The sequence below is a fragment of the Novosphingobium sp. genome, from assembly GCF_037133355.1.
GTDB lineage: Bacteria > Pseudomonadota > Alphaproteobacteria > Sphingomonadales > Sphingomonadaceae > Novosphingobium.
Genome location: NZ_JBAXOI010000001.1, coordinates 364335 through 389011, shown reverse-complemented (window position 1 = coordinate 389011; position 24677 = coordinate 364335). Strand labels below are relative to the sequence as shown.

At 66.6% G+C, this 24677-nt stretch carries 20 protein-coding genes; 12 read left to right on the top strand and 8 right to left on the bottom strand.

The genetic code is table 11. The annotated features are described in order from the left end of the window. Positions 1-30: 30 nt before the first annotated feature. On the bottom strand, positions 31-2403 hold the full coding sequence (locus WCL10_RS01940) for a TonB-dependent receptor (protein WP_336893917.1): 2373 nt from the start codon (positions 2401-2403) through the stop codon (positions 31-33). A gap of 173 nt (positions 2404-2576) precedes the next feature. Between WCL10_RS01940 and WCL10_RS01935 the strand changes: the two genes are divergently transcribed. Next, a complete protein-coding gene (locus WCL10_RS01935) occupies positions 2577-3722 on the top strand; it encodes a calcium-binding protein (RefSeq protein WP_336893916.1) in 1146 nt (381 codons plus the stop codon). A gap of 65 nt (positions 3723-3787) precedes the next feature. After that, positions 3788-4666, top strand: a complete 879-nt coding sequence (locus tag WCL10_RS01930) for a helix-turn-helix transcriptional regulator (protein ID WP_336893915.1) — start codon at positions 3788-3790, stop codon at positions 4664-4666. Positions 4667-4739: 73 nt separating this feature from the next. Here WCL10_RS01930 and WCL10_RS01925 read toward each other — a convergent pair whose 3' ends face one another. After that, positions 4740-5441 (bottom strand): response regulator transcription factor, encoded by a 702-nt coding sequence (locus WCL10_RS01925; protein ID WP_054121404.1) that lies wholly within the window; start codon positions 5439-5441, stop codon positions 4740-4742. Positions 5442-5492: 51 nt separating this feature from the next. Here WCL10_RS01925 and WCL10_RS01920 point away from each other — a divergent pair, with 51 nt between their 5' ends. Then, complete coding sequence (locus WCL10_RS01920) at positions 5493-5708, top strand: hypothetical protein (RefSeq protein WP_336893914.1); 216 nt, start codon at positions 5493-5495, stop codon at positions 5706-5708. On the opposite strand, the gene WCL10_RS01915 is transcribed toward WCL10_RS01920, so the two are convergent. After that, entirely contained in the window at positions 5705-6643 is a 939-nt protein-coding gene (locus WCL10_RS01915; RefSeq protein WP_336893913.1) for a tetratricopeptide repeat protein, read from the bottom strand. The two genes, WCL10_RS01920 and WCL10_RS01915, sit on opposite strands and share 4 nt — an antisense overlap. A 398-nt stretch (positions 6644-7041) precedes the next feature. On the opposite strand from WCL10_RS01915, the gene WCL10_RS01910 reads away from it, so the two are divergent. The 4 genes from WCL10_RS01910 to WCL10_RS01895 are packed head-to-tail and all read left to right on the top strand — an operon-like array spanning position 7042 to position 13311. Further along, the gene (locus WCL10_RS01910; RefSeq protein WP_336893912.1) at positions 7042-9630 is read left to right on the top strand and encodes a cyclic nucleotide-binding domain-containing protein; all 2589 of its coding nucleotides are present in this window, start codon (positions 7042-7044) and stop codon (positions 9628-9630) included. A 3-nt stretch (positions 9631-9633) separates the two neighbouring features. Next, a complete protein-coding gene (locus tag WCL10_RS01905; RefSeq protein ID WP_336893911.1) occupies positions 9634-10554 on the top strand; it encodes a hypothetical protein in 921 nt (306 codons plus the stop codon). Between the two features lie 8 nt (positions 10555-10562). Then, positions 10563-12443, top strand: a complete 1881-nt coding sequence (locus WCL10_RS01900; protein WP_336893910.1) for a cytochrome c3 family protein — start codon at positions 10563-10565, stop codon at positions 12441-12443. A 19-nt stretch (positions 12444-12462) separates the two neighbouring features. Beyond that, complete coding sequence (locus WCL10_RS01895) at positions 12463-13311, top strand: phosphodiesterase (protein ID WP_336893909.1); 849 nt, start codon at positions 12463-12465, stop codon at positions 13309-13311. 9 nt (positions 13312-13320) lie between these two features. On the opposite strand, the gene rpoN is transcribed toward WCL10_RS01895, so the two are convergent. After that, positions 13321-14850 carry an RNA polymerase factor sigma-54 gene (gene rpoN, locus WCL10_RS01890; protein ID WP_336893908.1) on the bottom strand — a complete coding sequence of 510 codons (1530 nt, stop codon included), beginning with the start codon at positions 14848-14850 and terminating at the stop codon, positions 13321-13323. A 50-nt stretch (positions 14851-14900) separates the two neighbouring features. Beyond that, positions 14901-15629 carry an LPS export ABC transporter ATP-binding protein gene (lptB, locus tag WCL10_RS01885; RefSeq protein WP_336893988.1) on the bottom strand — a complete coding sequence of 243 codons (729 nt, stop codon included), beginning with the start codon at positions 15627-15629 and terminating at the stop codon, positions 14901-14903. A 254-nt stretch (positions 15630-15883) separates the two neighbouring features. Between lptB and WCL10_RS01880 the strand changes: the two genes are divergently transcribed. Both WCL10_RS01880 and WCL10_RS01875 read left to right on the top strand, forming a co-directional pair. After that, positions 15884-16267 carry a hypothetical protein gene (locus tag WCL10_RS01880; protein WP_336893907.1) on the top strand — a complete coding sequence of 128 codons (384 nt, stop codon included), beginning with the start codon at positions 15884-15886 and terminating at the stop codon, positions 16265-16267. A gap of 105 nt (positions 16268-16372) precedes the next feature. After that, positions 16373-17719, top strand: coding sequence for a metallopeptidase TldD-related protein (locus WCL10_RS01875; protein ID WP_336893906.1), 1347 nt, complete (start codon positions 16373-16375; stop codon positions 17717-17719). Positions 17720-17731: 12 nt separating this feature from the next. Here the strand turns inward: WCL10_RS01875 and ppa are convergent, their stop codons facing one another. The 3 genes from ppa to WCL10_RS01860 all read right to left on the bottom strand — a co-directional run bounded on the left by ppa (position 17732) and on the right by WCL10_RS01860 (position 21051). Next, complete coding sequence (gene ppa, locus WCL10_RS01870) at positions 17732-18268, bottom strand: inorganic diphosphatase (RefSeq protein WP_336893905.1); 537 nt, start codon at positions 18266-18268, stop codon at positions 17732-17734. Between the two features lie 94 nt (positions 18269-18362). After that, positions 18363-19028 carry a DUF1345 domain-containing protein gene (locus tag WCL10_RS01865; protein ID WP_336893904.1) on the bottom strand — a complete coding sequence of 222 codons (666 nt, stop codon included), beginning with the start codon at positions 19026-19028 and terminating at the stop codon, positions 18363-18365. Positions 19029-19035: 7 nt separating this feature from the next. Continuing rightward, positions 19036-21051 (bottom strand): peptidase M61, encoded by a 2016-nt coding sequence (locus WCL10_RS01860; protein WP_336893903.1) that lies wholly within the window; start codon positions 21049-21051, stop codon positions 19036-19038. A gap of 123 nt (positions 21052-21174) precedes the next feature. On the opposite strand from WCL10_RS01860, the gene hisS reads away from it, so the two are divergent. The 3 genes from hisS to prmC are packed head-to-tail and all read left to right on the top strand — an operon-like array spanning position 21175 to position 24403. Next, entirely contained in the window at positions 21175-22428 is a 1254-nt protein-coding gene (gene hisS / locus WCL10_RS01855; RefSeq protein ID WP_336893902.1) for a histidine--tRNA ligase, read from the top strand. 34 nt (positions 22429-22462) lie between these two features. Then, a complete protein-coding gene (prfA, locus tag WCL10_RS01850; RefSeq protein ID WP_336893987.1) occupies positions 22463-23533 on the top strand; it encodes a peptide chain release factor 1 in 1071 nt (356 codons plus the stop codon). Positions 23534-23563: 30 nt separating this feature from the next. Further along, the gene (prmC, locus tag WCL10_RS01845; RefSeq protein ID WP_336893901.1) at positions 23564-24403 is read left to right on the top strand and encodes a peptide chain release factor N(5)-glutamine methyltransferase; all 840 of its coding nucleotides are present in this window, start codon (positions 23564-23566) and stop codon (positions 24401-24403) included. Positions 24404-24677 lie beyond the last annotated feature (274 nt).

The following is a 24677-nucleotide window of genomic DNA, read 5'->3' as shown; positions in this document are numbered from 1 at the left end:
CAGCGAGACTCCACGAGGTCAATGGCGCGCTCAGAACCTGCGCCGCACTCCGATGGTCCAGCGGCGCGGCGCGCCGGGCCCCAGAAAGCGGGGGGACGACGCCCCCGGCGCCTCGGCCAGCGGGACGTCGCCGATCTCGCCGAACGTGCCGAACGTGGTATGGCGGCGATCGAACAGATTGCGCACTTCGCTGAACAGGGTGATTTCACGCACCAGTTCGATCCCGGCGCGCAGGTCCACCAGCACATAGCCTGGTACCAGCGGCGCGCGGTTCGATTCGTCGCCCAGAAGAACCTGGCCCGAGCGCACCGAGACCGTCCCGCCCAGGCTGAAGCGCCGCCATGGCCCCGCTTTTCCGGCATAATCCAGATTGAGATTGGCGGAATGGCGCGGCACGCCGGGGAGCCGGTCGCCCGGCTGGACGAGGATCGCACCGTCTTCTCCAGCCGCCGGATTGGCCGGGCTGGCGATCCGCACCGCCGTGCGGTTCGTCGCGTCGCTGAAGGCATACGTCGCGGCCACGCGAAGCCCGCCTCGTTCGGCGTTGAGCGAGAGTTCGATCCCCTGCCGCCGTGCATCGCCCAGGTTCTGGAAATAGGCCCGCCCCCGCACGCCCGAGGCGACGCGGCGAATCTCGTCGCGGCTGTCCGCACGATAGACGGAAAGCAGCCAGCTGGCGCGCCAGCCGCCTTGCCGCACTTCACCCGATGCACCCAGTTCCCAGCTTCGCGCGACGACCTGCCGCAGCGGCGGATCGGCCACAAAGAAGTTGGCAAGGCTGCACGGCGCCTCCGGATCGGCGCACGACAGTTCCGCCGGGGTCGGCGTGCGATTGGTCTCGGCATAGCCGGCGCGCAGCGACAGCCCGGGGGCCGCTTGCCAGTCGAGCTCGATCCCGGGATTGAGCCGGGTGAAGTTGTGCCGACCGTTGAGCGCGGTGCCGATCCGGTCATCCAGCCCGATCGCGGCATAGTTGTAGCGCAGCCCCGCCTCGAGTCGCAGGTTGGGCCCGAGCGGTAGGGTCTCGGCCAGGAAGAACCCCGCATAGAGATTGCGCGCGACAACCGAAACCGGCGTGATCGCCGCATCGGCCTGCACGATCACCGGCCCTGCCGCCCGCACACCGCGCGTCTCGTCGAGGGTGCCGAGCACGGTGGTGGCGGCAAAGTCGCTGCGTCCATAATCGAGGCTGGTGCCAATGGTGAGCACGTTGCTGCCACCCGGCAGCGGCCGCCGGTCGGTGATCTGCGCGAGCAGGCCCAGCGCACGCGAGCGCAGCGCGCCGCGGTTGAATACGGCATAGGTCGGATCGCCGGGCAGCGCTCGCAGCGTGCGGCCGAGGGGGTCGGTCAGGACTTCGGCTTCCTGCGCCGCGTCGCTTTCAAGGCACAGCAGTCCCGGCTGATCCTCGCACGGCGCGATTTCGGCGGCATCGCCGTTCAGCGCGCGGGCTTGCTGCCACTGCGCATAAAGCGCAGCCTGGAGCCGCGTCGTGGGCGCCAGAGCGGCCCAGGGATGCAGGCTCACGCGGGCGTAGCGGTTTTCGGTACGGTCGGGATGCGTGAAAACCGCACTCCGCCGAACGCGCAGCAGTTCCTCCGGCGCGGCGCCGTTGCCGCTGAGGCCGGTGCTTGCGAGGATCAGCTTGCCATGCAGCCCGGCCTTCGCGCCATCGAACCCCACGTCACCGAAGCCGCTGGCGAGCCGCGACGGGCTGAAATCGCGCCAGCCGTCCTCGCCGCGCAGCTGTACCGCGGCGAATGCGCTCCACCGTCCGGCAGCGCCTCCTGCCGCCACGCTCAACTCGCGCGCGCCATAAGCGCCGAGCGAGGCGGCGGCGCTGAGGCCCGGATCGCTGCGCCCCGTTGCGGTTTCGAGGACGAGCGTGCCGCCGAGTGCATTGAGGCCATAAATGGGGCTCGAATCCGCCAGCTCCACACCGCGCAGCGCGGCATCGGGTAGCAGGTCAAGCGCGATGGTATCGCCGAACGGCAGATTGAAACGCGCCCCGTCGAGATAGGCGGCGAGGCCCTGCGCCTGCCCCAGCGCGCCCGAGGCGGTCTGCCCGCGGTAGATGAGTGCGGGCTGCCAGAGATTGCCCTGCACGTCCTGCAGAGTCACCCCCGCGACCTGCCGCGAAAGCGCGCCGATCAGATCGGGCCGCCCGCCGCGCGCCAGATCGCGCCGAGAAAGCGTCAACGCGTCGTCACTGTCAACGCCCGCACCGGGCGCGGTGACGAGAATGGCCGCGTCGCCGGTATCGGCCTGCTCCTGCGCTTGAAGCGGCCCGGACAGGCCTGCGCCTAATACAGCAGCCGGCATCAGGGCGGCAGCGGCAGCGCGCAGGGTGGAGAGCAGGATCGATCGCATGGGGACGCGGCTGGCGAGGTAACCGCGATGCACGCGCACTGCAACGCAGGCGGTTGGCGACCTGCCTCGCCAAAGGTGAAAGAAGCCAAACTGGTTGCGACAGCGTTTGCCCGCTCGCGCGCTCGGCTGCTAGGCGGCCACGCAGCCAGGGCCTGCGGGGAAGGGACGATTGCATGGCAAAAGTATCTGCTTTTCAAGCATTTGATATGACGGCCATGCTCGATCTGAGCGCCCTTGGCACCTCAGCGGAAGACTTCGACTTTCTCGACAACGTGAACTTCGCGCTGCTGGGCAATGTGTTCCAGGATGTCGCGGCCTACCAGTTCACAGCCGGCACAACCCAGCTTGCAGCGTTCGGCGGCCGCAACTTCTCCTTTATCAACGGCGTGCCTGTTTCGGGCACCGTCACCGGCATCGCGCTGACCGAAGGGTCGCTGGCAGACGGGCTGGATGGGCAGTCGCTGAGCGTGCTGATCACCGGTCTTTCGGTCAGCACGATCGATATCGCCAAGGCCGTCGCATCGGCCAGCAGCGCCGATGATGCAGTTGTGCTTTCGAAGATATTCGCGGGCAACGACCGGTTCGACCTCAGCCAGGGCGACGATGTGGCCTTCGCGCTGGGCGGCGCGGACCGAATGTTCGGAAATGGCGGCAACGACACGCTGCTGGGCGGCGCCGGCAACGATTCGCTGTTCGGCGGAGCGGGTGACGACATTCTCGACGGCGGAACCGGCGCAAACCTGCTTAACGGAGGCACCGGCAGCGACACCGTCTCCTATGTCAGTGCATCCGGCGCCCAGACGATCGACCTCAGGCAGACCACCGCACAGACAAACGGCGATCGGCTGGTGGGCATCGAGAACCTTACCGGCAGCGATTTCGACGACGTGTTCACTGCCGGCCGGGCCGCCTCGATCCTGCTCGGAGGCGGCGGGGATGACACGCTGGTTGGCGGCGCGCGCGGCGACGTGCTCGCGGGCGGCACCGGCAATGACTTGCTCACCGGCGGGGCGGGCAACGACATCTTCCTTTTCGATGCACGCCCTACAACCGCCGCCAACGCTGACGTGATCACCGATTTCGTAAGGGGCCGAGACAAGATCGTCCTCTCGAGCGGGGTGTTCAAGGACGTGCCGCTGCTGGGCGAGAACGGGCTCGACCCGGCCGCGTTCGTGCGCTCGGCTTCGGCAACCGCAGCGCGCGATGCGGATGATCGCCTGATCTACAACACCAAGAGCGGCATTCTGTTCTTCGATGCGGACGGTGTGGGCGGCAAGGCCCCGGTGGCGATTGCGCAGCTTGGCCTTGATCTCCATCCGAACCTCACGGCCGGCGATATCCTGTTCATCTAGCGGCCTTGGGGCCCCCCAAGAAAATTGGGATGGACGCCTGTCGGGGCTTGTGGTGAGCAAGGCCCATGTCGGCCATGGAATGTCTCCCCGCAGCGCACCCCGATGGGGCCCCTGATCGGCCACCTGATCGGCAAAGCGCGCTCGCAGGCAAGCTTACCGAGAGGGAGATCGAAATCCTGCGCCTGCTGGCGGCGGGACATACAGTCAAGTCAATCGCCGCCCGCCTCGCCCGCTCGGAAGCCTCGATCAACGAGCGGCTGCGCGATGCGCGCCGCAAGACCGGCGTGGGCAGCAGCCGCGAACTGGCCCGGCTGCTCGACGAACAGAAAATCTGGGACAAAATTCCTGATCTGGCATCGCCGCCATCCTCCGGGGCAGCACCGGGACAGCCCGCAAGCCGTGGGCTCACCCGAACCGGAGGAACGATTGCCATGCTTATCGCCATGCCCATTATCGCCGCAGGATCTCTGATCATGGCGGCGGACGCGCCCTTCCGCGCTGCCCGCCCGCAGGCGGCACCGGCGGCGGCTGCAGTGTCCCGCGCCTCGCCGCTTGTTGGCCGCTGGGCGCTCGATGTCGCCCGTGTGCCGGCGGAGGAGCGGCCTCGCAGCGTCACCATCAGCTTCAGCGTTGCGCCCGATGCGCGCTGGACCACACAGGTGGAGATCGTGAACGCCGACGGCGCGGCGTTTCATGCTGCATCGACCGCAGCGCTCGATGCAGCGCCCGTGCCGATCACCGGCAACATGCCCTTCATCGACAGCGGCTCGCTCCGCCAGCCCGCCCCCGGCACACTGGTGATGACCCTGGGCAAGGACGGCGCGCCCGTTTCCACGCGGGTCTACACGGTCTCGCGCGATCGCCGTTCGATGACCGAGACGATTATCTGGGCCGGCAGCGCAATGCCCAAGCTGGAGACCAACACGTTCCGCCGCATCGGCTGAGCCCATAACGCGAGCGGCCCGCCATTACTGACGGGCCGCTGCGGGAGGTAGTCGTTCGGGGGGTCAGGCCAGATCAGGCCGCTTCGACATCCAGCTTGTCGTCCGGATCGCGCAGAACGTAGCCGCGGCCCCAGACGGTTTCGATGTAGTTTTCACCGTCACAGGCATGGGCAAGCTTCTTGCGCAGCTTGCAGATGAAAACGTCGATGATCTTGAGTTCCGGCTCGTCCATCCCGCCATAAAGGTGGTTGAGGAACATTTCCTTGGTCAGCGTGGTGCCCTTGCGCAGCGAAAGCAGCTCGAGCATCGCGTATTCCTTGCCCGTCAGGTGAACGCGGGCGCTGTCGACCTCGACCGTCTTGGCATCGAGGTTGACCGAAAGCTTGCCGGTGCGGATGACCGACTGCGAATGGCCCTTCGAACGGCGCACCACGGCGTGGATGCGGGCGATCAGCTCTTCGCGGTGGAAGGGCTTGGTCACGTAGTCGTCGGCGCCGAAGCCGAAGCTGCGAACCTTGGAGTCCATCTCGGCAATGCCGGAAAGGATCAGCACCGGGGTCTGCACTTTGGCAACGCGCAGCTTCTTGAGCACGTCGTACCCGTGCATGTCGGGCAGATTGAGATCCAGCAGAATGATATCGTAGTCATAGAGCTTGCCGAGATCGAGGCCTTCTTCCCCGAGATCGGTTGCATAGACATTGAAGCCTTCGGTCGTGAGCATAAGCTCGATTGCCTTGGCCGTGGTCGGCTCGTCCTCGATCAGCAGCACGCGCATGGATCAGCCCCTTGTTGCCATTCCCCAGTGGCAGCTTGCCCCGCTTCCGGGGTGTTCACCGCCATTAACCATATGACCAATGAACATGAAAGGTTAATTTATCGTAAGCACGGCCAGCGGGGCCGACCTGATGGGGTGCAATCGACTCCGTTCTGGCGCAAAGCTGAAAATCAATGTGTTTCAATACCTAAAGGCAAGCGCGGTCGACCCATTCCGCCGCCTGCCCTGATCGCGCCGGCAAGCTTTTTTAAAGCAGCAGCCGCTTAATTGGGGGCGGCAGCGCCGGGAACGCCGATCGCGCTGGCCGCTTCGCGCAGCTTGCGCGTTGCGGAAAGATCGTTGCGGAAGGCGGCGAGCCCGCCCTCAAGCGCCTTGGCCGCCTTGCCCGGTTCGCCAAGTTGCATGCGGCTGCGCATGAGCATGATCCAGCCGTCGGCATTGCCCGGGTTCTGCTTGAGCTTGGCCTCCAGCCCATCGACCATGCCGCGGATCATGGCTTCCTGCTGGCCCTTGGGCAGGCCGGAGGCTGCCTTTATCTCCGCAGACGAGGGCCCCGGGATGGCGCCCGAGGCGACTTGCGCCCCATTTGTTGCCATGCCGCCTGCGGGCGCGGCGAACTGCGCGGCGGCAAGACGCTCCTCGTACGGGATCTTGTAGCGATCGCCGACGTTCTTGATCACCGCACGGATGTCCTCCGCATAGGGCGCATCGGCAGGCGTTTCCTTGAGCAGGGCAAACCACGCGTCGATCGCCTTGCGGTGCTGGCCGGCCAGATCCATCGCCACCGCGCGGAAATAGCGCGCGCGCGCATCCTTGGGATCAAGCTTCAACGCCTTGTTGAACGCAGCCTGCGCGTCAGCGGGGATCTTGCCTTCGGTCTTGCTCGCCAGCACCAGCGCTTCACCCAGGAACGAAAACGTCTGGGCATTGCCGGGATCGAGCTTGACCGCCTGCTTGAGCGCGGTCGCCGCCTCGGCAAAGCGCTGGGTCTGGAAATAGGACCAGCCGAGCATCTGCCAGCCCTCGGCATCGTCGGGCTTGGCCTTGAGCCGGGCTTCGAGCCGGGTGATCACATCGTCGACCGATGGCGCCTGGCTTTCGGTCGGCGCAGGAGGCCGGGTGATAATCTCGGCATCGCGCTGGCCGCGCCAGACCGCAATACCCCCGGCGGAGAGCGCGACCACTGCAGCGAGGGCGAGCACGATCCGTCCGCCTCGGCCCGAACCCGACGGTGCCGAAGCAGGGGCCGGGGCCGGGGGCGAAGCTTGCGGCGGAGAGGGGGAAAGGGCAGATTCAGCGCTCGGCGTTGGTTCGGCCTCGGTCATCACATGCTCCCCGGCGCGCCGCGATCGGTGCTGCCCTCGGTTACCGGGCATATCCTCTGCCCCCCGTGCCTTGCAAGCGGTGCAGACTATCCGCGGTGCCCAGCGCCATATCGCACCAAAGCGGCACGCATACCCACTAGAAGCAGCCAAATAGCGACTGGCAAAGCGCGGCGCTTGGGCTAATGTTCCGGCCCGACGGGATCGCTAGTCGGGAACACGAGACGCAAGGCCAGCGTAAAAAAGGCCTGCGCTCGCATGGCGGGGGGCACGCACCGGTGAGCGGAGTGGAAGGCGAAGTGTTCCGGGTTGCGATCATCGGATCGGGCCCTGCCGGTATGAGTGCGGCGAGCCGGGCGGCCCAGCTGGGGCTTGCGCACGTCCTTCTCGAAAAGACGGACCACCTCTCCGACACGATCTTCAAGTACCAGAAGGGCAAGCACGTGATGGCAACGCCGTCGCAGCTCGTCCTTCGTTCCGATCAGGAATTCGACGCTGGCAAGAAGGAAGACATCCTCGGCCGCTGGCAGCGCCGCACCGAGGAGCTGGGCGTCAATGTCAAATACGGCGCCGAGGTCAAATCGATCCGCGGCACCGGCCCCGCTATCGAAGGTTCGATCCAGAAGATCGTCACCCGCGCGCGCGACGGATCTTCCACCACGACCGAACTGCAGCGCCACGCCCCGCCTTATGCGATCACGCTGACCAATGGCGAAGTGGTCATGGCCGAAGCGGTCGTGCTCGCCATCGGCACGCAGGGCAATCCCAATCTGATGCGCTGCCCGGGCGGCGACCTGCCCCACGTGACATACCAGCTCGACGATCCCTATGCGGTGCTCGACCAGCACATCGTCGTCATCGGCACCGGGGACGCAGGCATCGAGAACGCGCGCGGCCTTGCCGAGGATTCGGCGCAGGGCAACGTCGTCACGATCCTCAACCGCTCGGCCAAATCGTCCAATGTGCGCGAGAGCTTTGCTACCGCCAAGGAACCCAATGCCAAGGCGCTGGTGGAGGACGATGCCGCAGGCAAGCTGACGATCCGCTACGAGACCGAGACCAAGGCGGTCGAGCCCGGCTGGATCACGCTCAACACACGCGACGGCGAGGAGCGCATCCGCTGCGACCGGATCATCGCGCGCATCGGCTCGGCCCCGCCGCGCGGCTTTGTGGAAGGGTGCGGCATCGAGTTTGCGAGCAATGACCGGCTCGCCTTCCCGACGCTTTCGCCGCAGTTTGAATCGACCGCACCGGGCATCTTCGTGATCGGCGCGCTTGCGGGTTACCCGCTGATCAAGCACTGCATGAATCAGGGCTACGACGTCATCGAGTTCATCAACGGCAACTCGGCGCTGAAGCCCGCGGACGAGCCCCTGCTCGAAGCCAAGTTCGCCGGCCTTCCGGGCAAGCGCAGCGTGGCCGAATGGCTTGAACTGCTGCGTACCAATATCGCCATCCTGGGCGGCATGACCACGCTGCAGCTGCGCGAGTTCATGCTCGATTCCGATGCCCGGTTCTACCAGGCGGGCGAGGTGATCTTCGAGAAGAACGATCCCGGCTCGTCACTCTTCGCGATTGCGGACGGCACCGTGCATGTGCGGATCGACGCCAACGACCCAAGCAAGGTCGTGCCGATCCAGAAGGGCTCGATCTTCGGCGAGGTCGGCCTCATTTCCGGGCGTCGGCGCGGGGCGACCGTGGTCGCGGCGGGCGACTGCATCTGCGTCGAGATCAGCCGCAACGCCGCGCTCAAGCTGCAGAGCCAGGTGCCAAGTGCGCGGCGGACCATCGAGCGCATCTCGACCGAACGGCAGTTGCTGCAGATGTTCGGATCAGGCCTGACACCCGAAGACGTGCGCGAAGTGGTCGATACCGCCAAGATCATGCCCGTGCGCGCGGGCGAGGCGATCATCACCGAAGGCGCGGACGACAAGGACATCTTTGTCATCCGCGTGGGCTCGATGATTGTCGAGAAGGTGGTGGGCGGGAAGCCCGTGTTCCTCTCCTATCTGCCGGCCGGCTCTTATGTCGGTGAAATGGCGCTTATCGATGGCGGCCAGCGCACCGCCACGGTGCGTGCGGCGATCAAGTCCGAAGTCATCAGGATCGACGGCGAGGCTTTTGGCCGCGTGCTGGCCGCCAAGCCGGCGCTGCTTGCCCGCGCGCGGGCCGACATGGAAACCCGCCGCGCGACCAATGCCTTTGTCGAATCCAAGAAAGACGGCTTCTCGGGCGTGGTCGATCTCTATTCGGAGCAAGCCAAGTTCCTCGTTTCGCAAGGTCTGGGCGAGGCGACCGACGTGCTGCTCATCGACGAGCGGCTGTGCGTGGGCTGCGACAACTGCGAGAAGGCCTGCGCCGACAGCCACGACGGACTGTCCCGGCTCGACCGCGAGGCGGGCAAGAGTTTCGCGCACCTGCATGTGCCCACTTCGTGCCGCCACTGCGAGCACCCGCACTGCATGGCCGATTGCCCGCCCAACGCGATCCACCGCGGGCCGGACGGCGAAGTGTTCATCAACGACACGTGCATCGGCTGCGGCAATTGCCAGCGCAACTGTCCCTACGGCGTGATCCGCATGGACAAGGTGCCGCCCAAGAAGCCCTCGCTCATCTCGTGGCTGCTGTTCGGCAGCGGGCCAGGACCCGGGGAGCCGCCCTACAAGTGGTCGAAGAAGAACACCAAATACACCGGCGACCCCGCAGTGGACGAGGCGCTTGACCGCAAGAAGGCGATCAAGTGCGACATGTGCGCCGGGATCGAGGGCGGCCCCAGCTGCGTGCGTGCCTGCCCGACAGGCGCCGCCATCCGCGTTTCGCCCGACGAGTTCCTGACCGTTGCGCGGCTCGAGAACGAGGGGGCCTGAGCCATGGCGACAACTCCCGCTCCCGCCCCGGCGGCCCCCGCCAAGCGCCGCCGCACCGGCGCCACGCGCGAACGCCAAAGCACGCACGAGGGCTTCCTCGTCCACCGGAATGGCAAGTGGATCAAGATTTCGTCCGCGCTCGCCGCTGCGCTGATCCTGCTCTACATTTTCGTGCCGCTGCCGCCGCAGCACTTCGGCTCGACCTGGCTCGGCTACACGCTCGGCACCATCGGTGCGCTGCTCATCCTGTGGCTCACCGCGCTCGGCATGCGCAAGCGCGCGATCACACCGGGGCGCTGGTCGTTGAAGGCATGGACTTCGGCGCATGTCTGGCTCGGCGTGCTGCTGATCGTGATCGGCACGCTCCATTCGGGCTTCGCTTTTGGCTGGAACGTGCACACGCTGGCGTGGGCGCTGATGTTGATCGTGATCATCTCGGGAATTTTCGGCGTGACAGCCTATGCCACGCTCCCCCGCGCACTGTCGGCCAACCGCTATGATGCGGAAGGCGCGATCACCGAGAAGCAGATGGTCGAAGCGCTGCGTTCGCTCGACCGGCAACTCCATGATGCCGCGCAGCCGCTCGATTCCGAGTGCGCCATGCTGGTGGGCCGCAGCCTCGAGCAGGACCCGTTCACCGGCTCGATCGTCAATCGCCTGACCGGCCGGTACCCCGGCGATGCGACGCGTGAGGCAGCAGGCGAACTTCGGCGCCTGCGTGCGCACCGCCCGCGCACAGCCGATGATCCGCTCGACAAAGTCGATGCCCTCCTTACCCGCAAGGAAGCGATGCTGGCGCGGCTGCGGCGGCATTTGCGGCTCAAGGGCTGGCTGCAGGCCTGGCTCTATGTCCACGTGCCCATGACCTTCGCGCTGATCGCCGCGCTGTCCGCGCATATCGTCAGCGTCTTCTTCTACTGGTGAGCGTGATCATGAGCTTTGTCGTCCGCCAGATCGCGCTCAAGTCCAGCGGGGAGGAGATCATCCGCCGCTCGGTCGTCGAGGAAGATGTCCTCGTCATCGGCCGCGACGGGTCCTCGGGCATCCACTTGCCCGACCTTGCCGTCGATCCTCGCCACGCGCGCGTGCGCCAGATCGATGCCGACACCCTGACCATCGAATCGATCGGCGACCAGCCCTTCACCGTCAACGGCCGCTCGGTCACTTCCAGTGAACTTGAACTTTCGATCGGCGCCGAGCTCGGCTTTGGCGGCCACCGCATCACCGTGGCGCGCGAGGCGGAAAGCGGGCTGCCTGCCTTCACCGTGCGCCGCGTCGAGGCCGTGTCGGAAAGCGCCGAGGCGATCGAGCTTGGCAGCGCCTATTCGTTGCAGAAGCTGCTCCCGGGCAAGCGCCTGTCTGCATGGGGCTTTGCCGCGCTCGTGCTGCTCGCGTTCCTGGCCGTGCCGATCTGGTCGTGGGCGACCTACCAGCCGCTCGCGCTGCACAAGGACGCGCGGCGCCCCGCCGGCATCCACGGCGACAGCGCGTGGTCCTCGGGCAACCTCAGCCTCGCGCACAAGAATCTGGGCAACGATTGCCAGGCCTGCCACGTCCAGCCGTTCGTGGCGGTGCGCGACAACGCCTGCATGACCTGCCACCAGCAGGATGCGCACCAGCATATCGCGGATGGCGCGCGGCTGCTGAAGGCGCGCGGTGAGCCGGCCGGCTTCGCAGGCTTCCAACGGGCCGTCGCCAGTGCGTTCAACAAACCTGCCGGCAGGTGTGTCGATTGTCACACCGAGCATGAGGGCGCGGGTGCTATGCTGGCCACTCGGCAGCAGTTCTGCACCGATTGCCACGATGGATTGAAAACCCGCTTGCCTGACACGAAGATCGCCGATGCCGCCGATTTCGGGACGGCCCACCCTCAGTTCCGGCCCATGCTGGTGGCCGGCTTGGCTGGGGACAAGCCGCTGTTCCAGCGCGCGGTGTGGCAGGACGGCATGAAGGAAAGCACCGGGCTCAAGTTCACACACGCCCAGCACCTCTCCAAGACGAACGGCATCGCGCAGATGGTGCGCCGCCGTCCGGGCGAGTTTGCGGCCGGCGATGCGCTCAGCTGCAAGGATTGCCACCAGACTGACAGCGGCGGGGCACGGTTCAAGCCGGTCGAGATGGAGAAGGCCTGCCAGAGCTGCCATTCGCTGACCTTCGACGAGATCGGCGGTACCTTCCGCACGCTGCGACATGGCCAGCCTGAACAGGTCGTCGCCGATCTGCGCGCGGCCTTCCGGGGCGGCATGCCGCCGCGTCCGGAAAGCCTTTCAGGCCTTGCGCGCCGCATTCCGGGCGCGGGGGCGCAGCAGGCGACCGCGGCGGACTATGCCCGGGCGGTCCGCTTCTATCCGGTGCAGGCCGATGAAGCCGTGGCGCAAGTCTTCAGCAAGGGCGGCATGTGCTACGATTGCCATACTGTCGGGCGCGGCGGCAGTGCCGCGACGGCAGGCTTTACCGTGCAGAAGGTCGCGCAAAACGGGCGGTATTACAACAAGGGCTGGTTCGACCATAAGGATCACCGCAAGTCCGAATGCGTGACCTGCCATGTGAAAGCCGCAACCTCGAACGATGCCGATGCGGTGCTCGTCCCCGGAATCGACGGAGCGGGGGGCTGCCGTTCGTGCCATGTCGGCGAAGGCGGAGCGAAGCTCGCCAGCGCGCACGTGAAGGAACCGGTCGCATCCGGCTGCGCAATGTGCCACGAATATCACATGGACAATGGCGCCCCTTGGAAGCCGGCCGACAAACGCAAGGGCCCCGCGCTGCTTACCGCAGCGTGGGATCGCCCGCGCCATCCGCCGTTGCCGCGCTGAGGGGTCTGGGAACCGCCGGATGCTGATCGCGCAGATCACCGATATCCATCTGGGCTTCGAGCCAGACAGCCCCGGCGAGTTCAACCGCCAGCGACTTGACCGGGTGATCTCGGACCTCACAGCGATGGTGCCGCGGCCGGACATGCTGCTCGCGACCGGCGACCTGATCGACCGGGGCGATCGTGCCAGCTACGAGCGGCTTTCAGAAGCGCTCTCCGGTCTCCCCTTCCCGGTCTACTATGCGCTCGGCAACCATGATGAGCGCGCCACGTTTGCCGAAGTGTTTCCGGAGGCGAAGTTTTCCGGCGGCTTCCTGCAATATGCCATCGACACGCCTGCCATGCGGATTCTCGTCCTCGACACGCTTGAGGAAGGCCGCCACGGCGGCGCGTTCTGCGAAGCGCGCGCCGCCTGGCTGATGGCGCAGCTCGATGCCGAGCCCACCCGCAAGACGCTGATCGTGCAGCATCACCCGCCGATCGAAGTGGGCATCGCCTGGATGAACACCGACCCAGACGAACCCTGGACCTTGCGGCTGGCGGATTGCCTGCGCGGGCGCAGCAACGTTATCGGCCTGATTTGCGGGCACATCCACCGCGCGATCACCACGCATTGGGAAGACCTTGTCGTCGCAACCTGCCCCTCGACCGCGCCGCAGGTTGCGCTGGACCTTAGGCCGATCGACCCGGAACAGCCCGACCACCGCCCGCTGATCGTTGCCGATCCGCCCGCCTATGCGCTGCACTGGTGGAACGGACGCGAGCTTGTCACCCATTGGCAGACGGCAGAGGACCACACGGTGCTAGCGCGGTATGACGCCAACCTGCAGGGGATGATCAAGGACATGCTGGCCGAACGGCCCAATTGATCCCGGCGCCTAGCGCACCCCCGCCAGCGCCTTCTGCCGCCGCCGCTGCACCGAACTGCCGAGTCCGATCGCCTCGCGGTACTTCGCCACTGTCCTTCGCGCGAGATCGAAGCCACGGGTTCGCAGGAGATCGACCAGCGCATCGTCCGAAAGCACGGCCTTGGGGTCCTCCGCGTCGATCAGCTGGCGGATGGCGGCCTTGACCGCTTCGGCCGAAACCGAACTCTCGCCGTCGGACGAGGCGACGCCGGAGGTAAAGAAGTATTTGAGCTCGAAGGTCCCGCGCGCGCAGTGGAGGTACTTGTTCGAGGTGACGCGGCTGACGGTCGATTCGTGCATCGAGATCGCCTCGGCCACCGTACGCAACGTCAGCGGCTTGAGGTGCGCGACGCCCAGCTGGAAGAAGCCTTCCTGCTGGTTCACGATCTCTGCCGACACCTTGAGGATCGTCTTCTGCCGCTGGTCGAGCGCCTTCAGCAGCCAATTGGCGTCGGCCAGCCGCTCGCCCAGCCAGGCCTTGGCATCCTTGGCCATGCAGGCATGGCGCATCTCGACGTAGTAGCGCCGGTTGACCACGAGGCGCGGCAGGGTGGCGGGATTGAGCGCGATGTCCCAGCCGGGCGCGCCGTCGTCGCCGATCACCGCGCGCACGAGAATGTCGGGCACCACCGCCTCGGCCGGGGCGCTGCCGAAGCGCAGGCCAGGCTTTGGGTCGTAGCCGCGAAGCTCGCGCAGCATGTCGGCAAAGTCCTCGTCGTCAACGTGGCACAGCCGCTTGAGGCGCGCGAGTTCGCCGCGCGCGAGCAAATCGAGGTTCTCGATGAGCCGCGCCATGCACGGATCATAGCGGTCCGCCTCGCGCGCCTGGAGCGCGATGCATTCGGCAAGGCTGCGCGCGCCGACCCCGGTGGGATCAAGCGACTGGACGAGGCCCAAGGCCGCCTGCATCGCCGCCGCTGGCAGGCCCAGCGCCTGGCCCGCTTCATCGAGGCTTGACGTGAGGTATCCCGCCTCGTCGATCTGATCGATCAGCCAGCGCCCGGCGAACAGCAATGCCGGGTCCGACGTGAGCGCGCCGATCTGGGCGTGGAGGTGCTGGGCCAGCGTCTCGCCCGCGCCGCCGCGCTCGTCGATATCAGGGCCCTCGCCCCCTCCGCCGCTGCCGCCGAAATCGCCGAGGCTCTCGGTGAAATCGATCCGTGCGCCGTCGCCGGTGTCGCGGTCGCGGTCAAGCGTGCTGGCATCGATATCGAGCGGCCGGTCATCCGCCGCACGGCCTTCGCTGACGAGCTGGTCGACCGGCGAGGATTCCAGATGGGTGCGGCGCAGCGCTTCGGGTTCGCCCTCCGGCACCGCCTCGAAGGCGCCGTCCGGCGCACCCTCGCCCAACTCAAGCAGCGGGTTGGCGTCGAGCGCCTCGCCGATAAAGGCTTCGACCTCGAGATTCGACAGCGCCAGCAGCTTGATCGCCTGCTGGAGCTGCGGAGTCATGACCAGCGACTGGCTCTGGCGGAGGTCTAACCGCGGGCCCAGCGCCATGGCCGCCTATCCTCCCGGTCGGCGCAGCGTCGAAACGCGTGTCCGCCGCATCACAGGGTGAAGCCCTCGCCGAGATAGAGCCGGCGCACATTGGGATCGGCGACCAGCGCCTCCGGGCTACCGGCAAACAGCACCTGCCCGCCATAGATGATGCAGGCGCGGTCGACGATATCGAGCGTCTCGCGCACGTTGTGGTCGGTGATGAGAACGCCGATACCGCGATTCTTGAGATCGATCACCAGGTGGCGGATATCGCTGATCGAAAGCGGATCGATACCGGCGAACGGCTCGTCGAGCAGGATGATCGAGGGATTCGCGGCCAGCGCGCGCGCGATCTCGCAGCGCCGCCGTTCACCGCCCGAAAGCGCCATGGCGGGCGAGGTGCGCAGGCGCGTGAGGCCGAATTCATCGAGCAGCCGGTCAAGCTCGGCGGCCCGGGTCGCCTTGTCGGGCTCGACCAGTTCAAGCACTGTCAGGATGTTCTGCTCGACCGTCATGCCCCGGAAGATCGAGGTTTCCTGCGGCAGATAGCCAAGCCCGAGGATCGCGCGGCGATACATCGGCAGGCGCGTGATATCGACCCCGTCGAGCAGGATGCGCCCCGAATCCGGCCGCACCAGGCCCATGATCGAATAGAAGCAGGTGGTCTTGCCCGCGCCGTTGGGGCCGAGCAGGCCCAGAACTTCGCCCTTGGCCACGGAAAGCGAGATATCGGTCAGCACCGCGCGCTTGTCATAGCTTTTGGCGATCGAGACGACCTCGAGCCCGCCCTGCGGCATTGCACGCACCGCGGCGGTCGCGCCCTCGGCCGGTTTTGTCTCGGTGGAAGTCATCTCGTCCATATGCGAATTGTGCCATAGCCGGGTCCGCGGCGCGGGCAAAGCCCGTCCGCGCGCATTCTGGCAGGATTTATGCATGCCAAGGCGCGACTCCTCGGTCCATCGCAAGACGGGTGAGGGATTGTTGCAAAGCTTGAAACATGATCGCAGGCGTGGTCTACTCTTCCCCGGAGAGTATTACGGGGGCACAACCGATGCGCGAAAGCATTGCCGAGGGTCTTCAGATCCAGACCGCAGCCGTGAAGGGCTATGGCCTCGATTGGCGCAAGCGGATGAGCGACACGGTCGCCTACAGTTTGCTGGTCTACACCAGCCTTCAGATCTTCGTGACCTTGCGCACGCTTGAGGGCGAAGGCGGCTCCTTGCTGCCGATGATCGCGCTTGTCGTGCTGGTGGCCGGGGTGATCCCGATGTTCCGCCATTTCGAACGGCGCTGGGAAGCGCTGGACGATGCGGCGGCCGCCGATCCCGCGCTGCGCGCCGATTTCCGCCGCGATCAGTTGGCCACCTGGGCCGTTGCGATCGGCCTTCCCTTCCTTCTTGCCGCCGTGTTCCGCATGCTCGTTTCGCTGGCCTGATCGCCAGTCTGATTGCAGCATGCCCGGCGGCGGGCTAGAGCGCGGCGCAACGGTCTGGTTGTTCGCGGCCTGCCGATCTGTCCGCTTGAAAGGCCCATCCTTCCGATGCTCTCCCCCCACGAGGCCCAGGAGCGCTGCCACGCGCTGATCGAGCGCGCGATGCGCAGCGGCGCCGAAGCCGGCGATGTCGTCTACCTTGCCGACGCCTCCGAATCGGTTTCGGTCCGGCTCGGCGCGCTGGAAGAAGTGGAGCGCTCGGAATCGGAACATATCGGCCTGCGCGTCTTCGTTGGCGGGGCCTCGGCCTCGATCGGCTCGACCGACCTTGGCGACGCCGCGCTTGATGAGCTGGCCAGCCGCGCCGTTGCCATGGCCCGTGCCGCGCCCGCCGACAAGTTCGCGGGCCTCGCGCCCGAAGAGCTGCTGCTACGTACCGGTGTGACCGATCTCGATCTCGTCGATGGCGAAGAGCCCGATCCGCAAACGCTGCGCCGCTGGGCCGAGGAAGCGGAGGACGCCGCCCGCGCCGTGCCCGGCGTGACCAACAGCGAAGGTGGCAGCGCCAGTGCGGGCCGCGGCGTCGTTGCGCTGGCCACCAGCCACGGCTTCGGCGGCGCCTACGCCGCCACGAGCCATGGCCGTTCGGCCAGCGTGCTCGCCGGCACCGGCAGCGGCATGCAGCGCGATTACGCCTGGCGCAGCGCGCGCCACCGGGCCGATCTGCTCTCGCCCGCAGACATCGGCCGCGAGGCGGGAGAACGCACGGTTGCCCGGGTCGATCCCGGCCGGATCAAGAGCGGCACCTACCCGGTCGTGTTCGATCCGCGCGTCGGCAGCTCGCTCGTCGGCAACCTGCTCGGGGCGATATCGGGTTCTGCCATTGCCCGCCGCGCCAGCTTCCTGCTTGAGAAGGACGGCGCGCAGATCTTCGATTCGGCCATCACCATCGCCGAGGATCCGCTGCGCCTGCGCGGTCCCCGCTCGCGCCCGTTCGATGGCGAGGGCCTGCCCACCGCGCCGCGCCTGCTTGTCGAGCATGGCCGGCTCACCGGCTGGCTGATGGATACCGCCGCCGCGCGCCAGCTTGGCGCGGCTCCCACCGGCCACGCCTCACGCGGTGGATCGGGCGCGCCGCATGTCACCGCAGGCAACCTTGTGTTGCAACCCGGCTCGCTCAGCCGCACCGCGCTCATGGCCGATATCGCCGACGGCATCTACGTGACCGAGCTGATCGGCCACGGCGTCAACGGCGTGACCGGCGACTACAGCCGTGGCGCTTCGGGTTTCCGCATTATAGGTGGCGAGATTGCCGGCCCGATTGCCGAGTTCACCGTGGCGGGCAACCTCGTCGACATGTTCGCCCGGCTTGTCGCGGCGGATGATCTCGAACTGTGGCGCGGCATCGACGTGCCCACGCTCAGGATCGACGGCATGAGCGTGGCGGGAGACTGAGCGGGAAGCCGCTCAGCCCTTCGCGGCCTGCGCGCGCTCGATCGCCTCGATCGTGATGCGCTTGGCGTCTTCGGCGCCGCCCCACTTGCCCACGCGCACCCACTTTTCCTTCTCCAGGTCCTTGTAGTGGGTGAAGAAGTGCTCGATCTGCTGAAGCACGATCTCGGGCAGGTCGCTCTTTTCCGCGACATCGCGGTAATAGGGGAAGGTCTTGTCGTCAGGCACGCAGACCAGCTTCTCGTCGCCGCCATGCTCGTCCTCAAGGTTGAGCACCGCGATCGGCCGCACGCGCACGACCGAGCCCGGCACGAAGGGCGAGCGCGCAATGACCAGTGCGTCGAGCGGATCGCCGTCGGGCGAAAGCGTGTGCGGCACGAAGCCGTAGTTCGCCGGATAGCGCATCGGGGTGTGCAGGATACGATCGACGAAAAGCGCGCCCGAGGCCTTGTCGAACTCGTACTTCACGGGTTCGCCGCCGACGGGAACCTCGATGACCACGTTGAGCGTTTCGGGCGGATTCTCTCCAGTGGGGATCATGTCGATGCGCATGGGATGCTTTCGCTGGGCCAATCGGCCGGGGAACCTCGCGGCGGTCTCTAGCGCTGTGCTTTTTGCACTGCAACATGAACGTGAGGGCGCCGGATCAGAGGGCGCCGATGCCGTTGATGGTAAAGGCGATGACCCCGATGTTGAATACGAAGGCGGCGAAGGAATGGACCGTGACGATGCGGCGAATCGTGCGCGAGGTGATTTCCACGTCCGAGGTCTGGAACGTCATGCCAAGCGTGAGCGAGAAGTAGGCGAAATCGAGATAGTCGGGCGGTTCGCTGCCTGGAAACGCAAGCCCGCCCGCATCCTCGCCAGGCACCGTGCCCGGACGGTAGTATTCGTGGGCATAGTGCAGCGCATAGACGACATTGGCAAAGAGCCACGTGAGCAGGAGCGTGGCGATGAGACGCGGCAGCGCCCCGGGCTCGCCGTGCTTGGCCGCAGGCAGCTCTCCCGCGATCGCGGCCATGACCACCAGAGTGATCAGCGTGCTGATCGCCAGTACGACCGTGCGGTTGGCATCGTTTTCGATCGAATGCTGCCGCATCGTCGCCATGTCGCAGGCGCGCAGCAGCGGTACCAGCGAGATGAGGAAGCCGATCACCGCGAAATCGAAGCCGACCGCCAACGCGTCTGCCGGGCGGGCAAAGCCGTTCATCGCCCCGCGCGCTGCAACACCGGCAATAAGCAAGACCAGGAAGAGCACAAAGCGCAAGGGGGCGAAGCGTTGGCCGAACCGTCGCTCACCACCCCCGGCCATGGCCACCCTACTTCGCCGCCGCCTTCTTGCCTGCAGGCTTGGCCACCACCGCACGCGGCGCCAGCAACCTGTCGAGCCCGACCGGCGCCGTGCCCGGCGCGGCACGCTCCAGCCAGGGCCAGCGCAAGCCATCGAAATAAGGGACCTGTACCGTCCGCACCGTGTCGTCGCGCTTCACGATCAGCTCGATCGGAGTGCTGCCACCCTTGGCGGCGGTGATCGCGGCCTTGATCGTGTCCTGATCGTAGGCCTTCCCGTTGACCGAAACGATCTGCATCCCCGTCACGATCCCGGCGCGGAAGCCGGGTCCATCCCAGCGGCTGCCGCTGACTTTGCCGTCGTTTTCGATGGCCAGACCCAGCGAATGGTTGAGCGAGATGTACTTGGCGTTCGCCATGCGCGCCTTGTCATAGGGATTGGGCTCATCCTTCCACGCCAGCGTGTAGCCGCCGCGCTCGATTCCGCCGAGCGGCGCGGGCTGGCCCGGGGTCTGGATGCGGGTCTTGAAGAAGCCCGCCCAGTCATAGGGATAGAGCCCGTTCAGCGTCTTCACCACGTCTTCCAGCTCGTAGGTCAGCACGCCCCAGTCGCCGTCCTTCACGCCGAAGAAGGCCTTGGCAAAGTCGTCCATGCCCTTCTTGCCCGCAGTGCCCTCGCGCAGGATCGCCTCGGCCTCCAGCCAGACAAGAGCACCCTCGGTGTAGTATTCCTCATTGCGCGCCAGTGAGGAGAAGGGCTTGGGTTTGCGGCTCGCCATGATCGGATCATGCGTCGTATCCTCGACCGAGCGCCATTCGCGGCCCGGATACTGGGTGAAGGAACCCGCGTAGTTGGCAAGCTGGCCCAGCACCTGCTCCTTGCTTTGCACGCCTGAACGCGCCGCGAGCACGAGGCCCCAGAACTGCGTCTGTCCTTCGTAGACCCACAGCAGGTTGTCCTGCATCGGCTGGCGGTAGTCGGGTGTCCACAACCTGGCCGGGCGGCGATACTTGCCGTCCCACGAATGCGAGAACTCGTGCGGGATCACGTTGCGGTCCCAGTCGCCGGCGGCCCAGTCGACCAGCGTGCGCGGCTCGTACTGGTTCTCGCTCGAGCGGTGATGCTCGAGCCCGATGCCGCCCATGCGGTCGGTCATCGCCAGCAGGAAATCGTAGTGGTCGAAGTGCTTGGCGCCAAAGGCGAGCATCGCCTCGTCGACCATGTTGCGGAAGACCGTGAGGTTCTCGGGCGTGATCTTGAGGAGCTCGGGCTTGTCGGCGACCAGATCGAAGGAGACCCCCTGTCCCAGATCGTGCCGCGCGGCGTAGAGCCCGGCGAAGATCGGCGAATCGACCAGCGTCTCGTAATCGGTCACGTCCCAGGTCACGACGCTGCCATTGGCTGCCTTGCCATCGAGCGCGGTGAAGACCTGCCAGCCGGCCGGGAACGTCACCGTGGGCTTGACCTTGATCTGCCGCACATAGTGGCCTGCGGGATAGAGGCTCATTTTCTCCCACTGCAGGTTGAGCATCTCGCGCGTCATCGTCACCCGGCCTTCACTTTCGCGCAGTGGCGAGGTGTGGATGAACTTCGCGGTCACTTCGCTCGCGCCCGCCGGCACATCGACATGGAACGCAAAGACATCGACCGGATCGCGTGTCCAGGTAAGCAACTGGCTGCCGGCGTAGAAGCGCATGTCGACGAGCTCGGCGATGGTCCCCTTCGGCCCGTGATTGCCGGGCAGCCATTTCGGGTGGAGCACGGTGAGCTTTGAGGTGCCCGGCGCGACCGGGATCGTTTCGGTCACGCGGTAGGCGCCGGTGGTCACGTCGCTTGCATCGATCACGAGGCCGATCGTGCCCGGGTATGGCTTGTCCTGCGCATCGGGGATTGTCTGCGGGATCGGCACCGCCATCGGCCTGGTATTGGCCGGCGGCTGGACCTGCGCGAGGACAGGCGCGGGCAGCACGGCGAGCGTCGATAGGAGCGCTGCGGCAACTGGCAGCATGGCGGAGCGCATCGTGCGCGGGGTGTTGATCGTCATCCCTGCTTCATGGCGCGAAGCCTTGTGGACTGCAACCGGGCTTGCACGGCGGCAAGGCCTGCCCCGGCATGATGGGCGCGCCCCTTTTCGCCGGGCCACAATGCGGCTAATCGCGCGGGGACCATGAGCAAGGACAGCACCCCACCCGCCCCCGCAACCCCGCAGGCGATCCGCGGCACGCAGGACATCTTCGGCCCCGATGCCGAGGCTTTCGCCTTCGTGGTCGAAACCTTCGAGCGCGTGCGCCGGCTCTACCGGTTCCGCCGCGCCGAAATGCCGGTGTTCGAAAAGACCGCCGTGTTCAGCCGCAGCCTGGGCGAGACGACCGATGTCGTTTCCAAGGAAATGTACAGCTTCGAGGACCGCGGCGGCGAATCGCTGACCCTGCGCCCCGAATTCACCGCCGGGATCGCGCGGGCCTATCTCACCAACGGCTGGCAGCAGCACGCCCCGCTGAAGCTCGCGACGCATGGCCCCCTGTTCCGCTATGAACGTCCGCAAAAGGGCCGCTACCGCCAGTTCCACCAGATCGATGCCGAGATTCTCGGCGCCGCCGAACCGCAGGCTGACGTCGAGCTGCTCGTCATGGCGGACCAGATCCTCAAAGAACTCGGCATTGCCGACGGCGTCACGCTGCACCTCAACACGCTGGGCGATGCGCCCAGCCGCGAAGCCTGGCGCGCGGCGCTGATCGACTATTTCCGCGCTGTGAAGGGCGAGCTCAGCGAGGATTCGCAGGAGCGGCTCGAAAAGAACCCGCTGCGGATCCTCGACAGCAAGGACCCGCGCGACAAGGTCTTCACCGCCGATGCGCCGATGATCGACGCGTTCCTTTCGGACGAGGCACAGAGCTTTTTCGCCAAGGTGACCGCCGGGCTCGACGCAGCTGGCGTCAGCTGGACACGCGCCCCGGCGTTGGTGCGCGGGCTCGACTATTATCGCCACACTGCGTTCGAGTTCGTGACCGACCGGCTGGGCGCTCAAGGTACCGTGCTGGGCGGCGGGCGCTATGACGGGCTGATCGAAGCGCTGGGCGGACCGCATACGCCGGCGGTCGGCTGGGCGGCGGGGATCGAGCGGCTGGCGATGTTGGTGGGCGACAAGGTCGAGGCGCCGCTGGATGTCGTGATAGCGCTTGAAAGCGATGTCCTGCTGGAGTTCGCCATTGCCCGTCTGACACAACTGCGCCGCGCAGGCCTGTCGGCGGAAATGGTTGCATCCGGATCGCCCAAGAAGCGTTTCGACAAAGCGGCCAAGATGGGCGCCGTACGGCTTGCATCGATCTCTGAGCGCGACGGAAAGCCCTTCGTGAACGTGCGCGGCGAGAACGTTGATGACGCCCGCACCGCGCTGATCCACGGTATTCTTGCCCCGTGAGAATGCCATCCTTCTCCTCTCGGGGCGCGCGACCGTGAGCGTCTCGGACACCCGCCTTGCCCAGATCGCGTCTCGCTTCGCCGAACTCGAGGCGCGCCTTGCCTCGGGCACGCTTGAAGGCCCCGCCTTCGTTACGGCGAGCCGGGACTACGCCGAGCTTGAGCCCGTCGCCCGCGCCGCCGCGCATGTCCGCACGATGCGGGGCGAGCTTGCCGCGCTCAGCGCCAGCACCGATCCCGATCCCGAGATGCGCGCGCTGGCCGAGGAGGAAATCGCCCATCTGCGCACCGAACTGCCCGAGGCCGAGCGCGTGCTCGCGATCGCCATGCTGCCGCGCGACAGCGCCGACAGCCGCCCCGCCATGCTCGAAATCCGCGCCGGCACCGGGGGCGATGAGGCCGCGCTCTTCGCCGCCGATCTCTACCGCATGTACGAGCGCTTTGCCTCCGAGCAGGGCTGGAAAGTCGAGATGGTCTCCGCGAATGCCAACGAACTGGGGGGCTTCAAGGAAGTCGTCGCCAATGTGGCGGGGACCGGCGTCTTCGCGAAGCTCAAGTATGAAAGCGGCGTCCATCGCGTGCAGCGCGTACCCGTCACCGAAAGCGGCGGGCGCATCCACACCAGCGCCGCGACGGTTGCCGTGCTGCCCGAACCCGATGAAGTCGACGTGCAGATCGAGCCCGGCGACATAAAGATCGACATCTACCGCGCGAGCGGGGCGGGCGGCCAGCATGTCAACACCACCGATTCGGCGGTGCGGTTGACGCACTTGCCCACCGGCCTTGTCGTGATCCAGCAGGACCAGCGCAGCCAGCACAAGAACAAGGACAAGGCGATGCAGGTGCTGCGCACGCGGCTCTACGACCTGCGCCGTGCCGAGGCGCACGGGGCGGAGGCCGAGGCGCGGAAGGCCATGGTCGGCTCGGGCGACCGTTCCGAACGCATCCGCACCTACAATTTCCCGCAAGGGCGCGTCACCGATCACCGCATCAACCTCACGCTGCACCGCCTGCCCGAAATACTCGAAGGCCCGGGCCTCGGCGAACTGATCGACGCACTCGCCGCCGAGGATCAGGTCAAGCGCCTCGCCGCCATGGACGCCTGAGGATGAGGCCTTGAAAGCCCGTTTCAGGGAATGGGAGGGGCAGTGACCATTGCCGACGCCTTGCGCGAGGCAGCGACCCGTCTGGCCCCCACCAGCGACACCGCACGGCTGGACGCCGAACTGCTCATGGCCCACGCGCTTGGCGTCACCCGCACCGATCTGCTGCTGAAGCACATGCGAAGCGAACCTCCAGTGCACTTCACGTCCATTCTGGATCGCCGCCTGAACCACGAGCCCGTCGCCTATATTCTTGGCACGCAACCGTTTTACGGGCTCGATCTGGAAGTTGGCCCAGCCGTGCTCATTCCCCGGGGTGACAGCGAGACGCTGATCGAGGCGGCCTGCGACGCGCGCGAGAGTTGCCCACCGGCGCGCATCCTTGACCTCGGTACTGGCTCGGGAGCGCTGCTGCTGGCCGCCTTGACGCTCTGGCCGGGGGCGCAAGGGATCGGGCTCGAACGCTCTGGCCCAGCGCGCGACGTGGCCGCCCGCAACGCCGCACAAAACGGGCTCGCAGCGCGTGCCCAGATCATCGCCGGAGACTGGACGCAAGGCGGCTGGGCAGACCAACTGGGCCGTTTCGACCTGATTCTCGCCAATCCGCCTTATGTCGAGGATGCCGCCGCGCTTGCCCCTTCGGTCCGCGACCACGAGCCGGCAGAGGCGCTCTTTGCCGGGCCCGACGGGCTTGATGATTACCGCCGCCTGATCCCCGAAGTGCCCCGCCTCCTTGCCCCCGGCGGCACCGCTCTGTTCGAGATCGGCGCCACGCAGGCAGGGCCTGTCTGCGCGCTCGCCGAAGCGGCCGGGCTTGCCGCCACGGTGCACCGCGACCTTGCCGGGCGGCCGCGTTCTGTCGAAATGACGTAGATTGCCCAAATATTTCGCTTGGCAAGGGAGCGGTGCGTCACTAATCAAGGCCTCAGGCAGGGCGACGGATGATGGCTTCCCGTCCCGGCTTACTCCACCATTTGCATTGATCGCCGGCAGGGCAAGCCGGCTCTACGCAGATGCTGGGCACCACGATTGTCAACGTTCGTGGTGGAGGATGCGCGGCAGCGGGGCAAGCATGTGGATAGGCCCGGTAGTTGCGCCACGTCAGGCCCGGATGGCATCGCGCACCGCATCAGGTGCCGCATCGCTC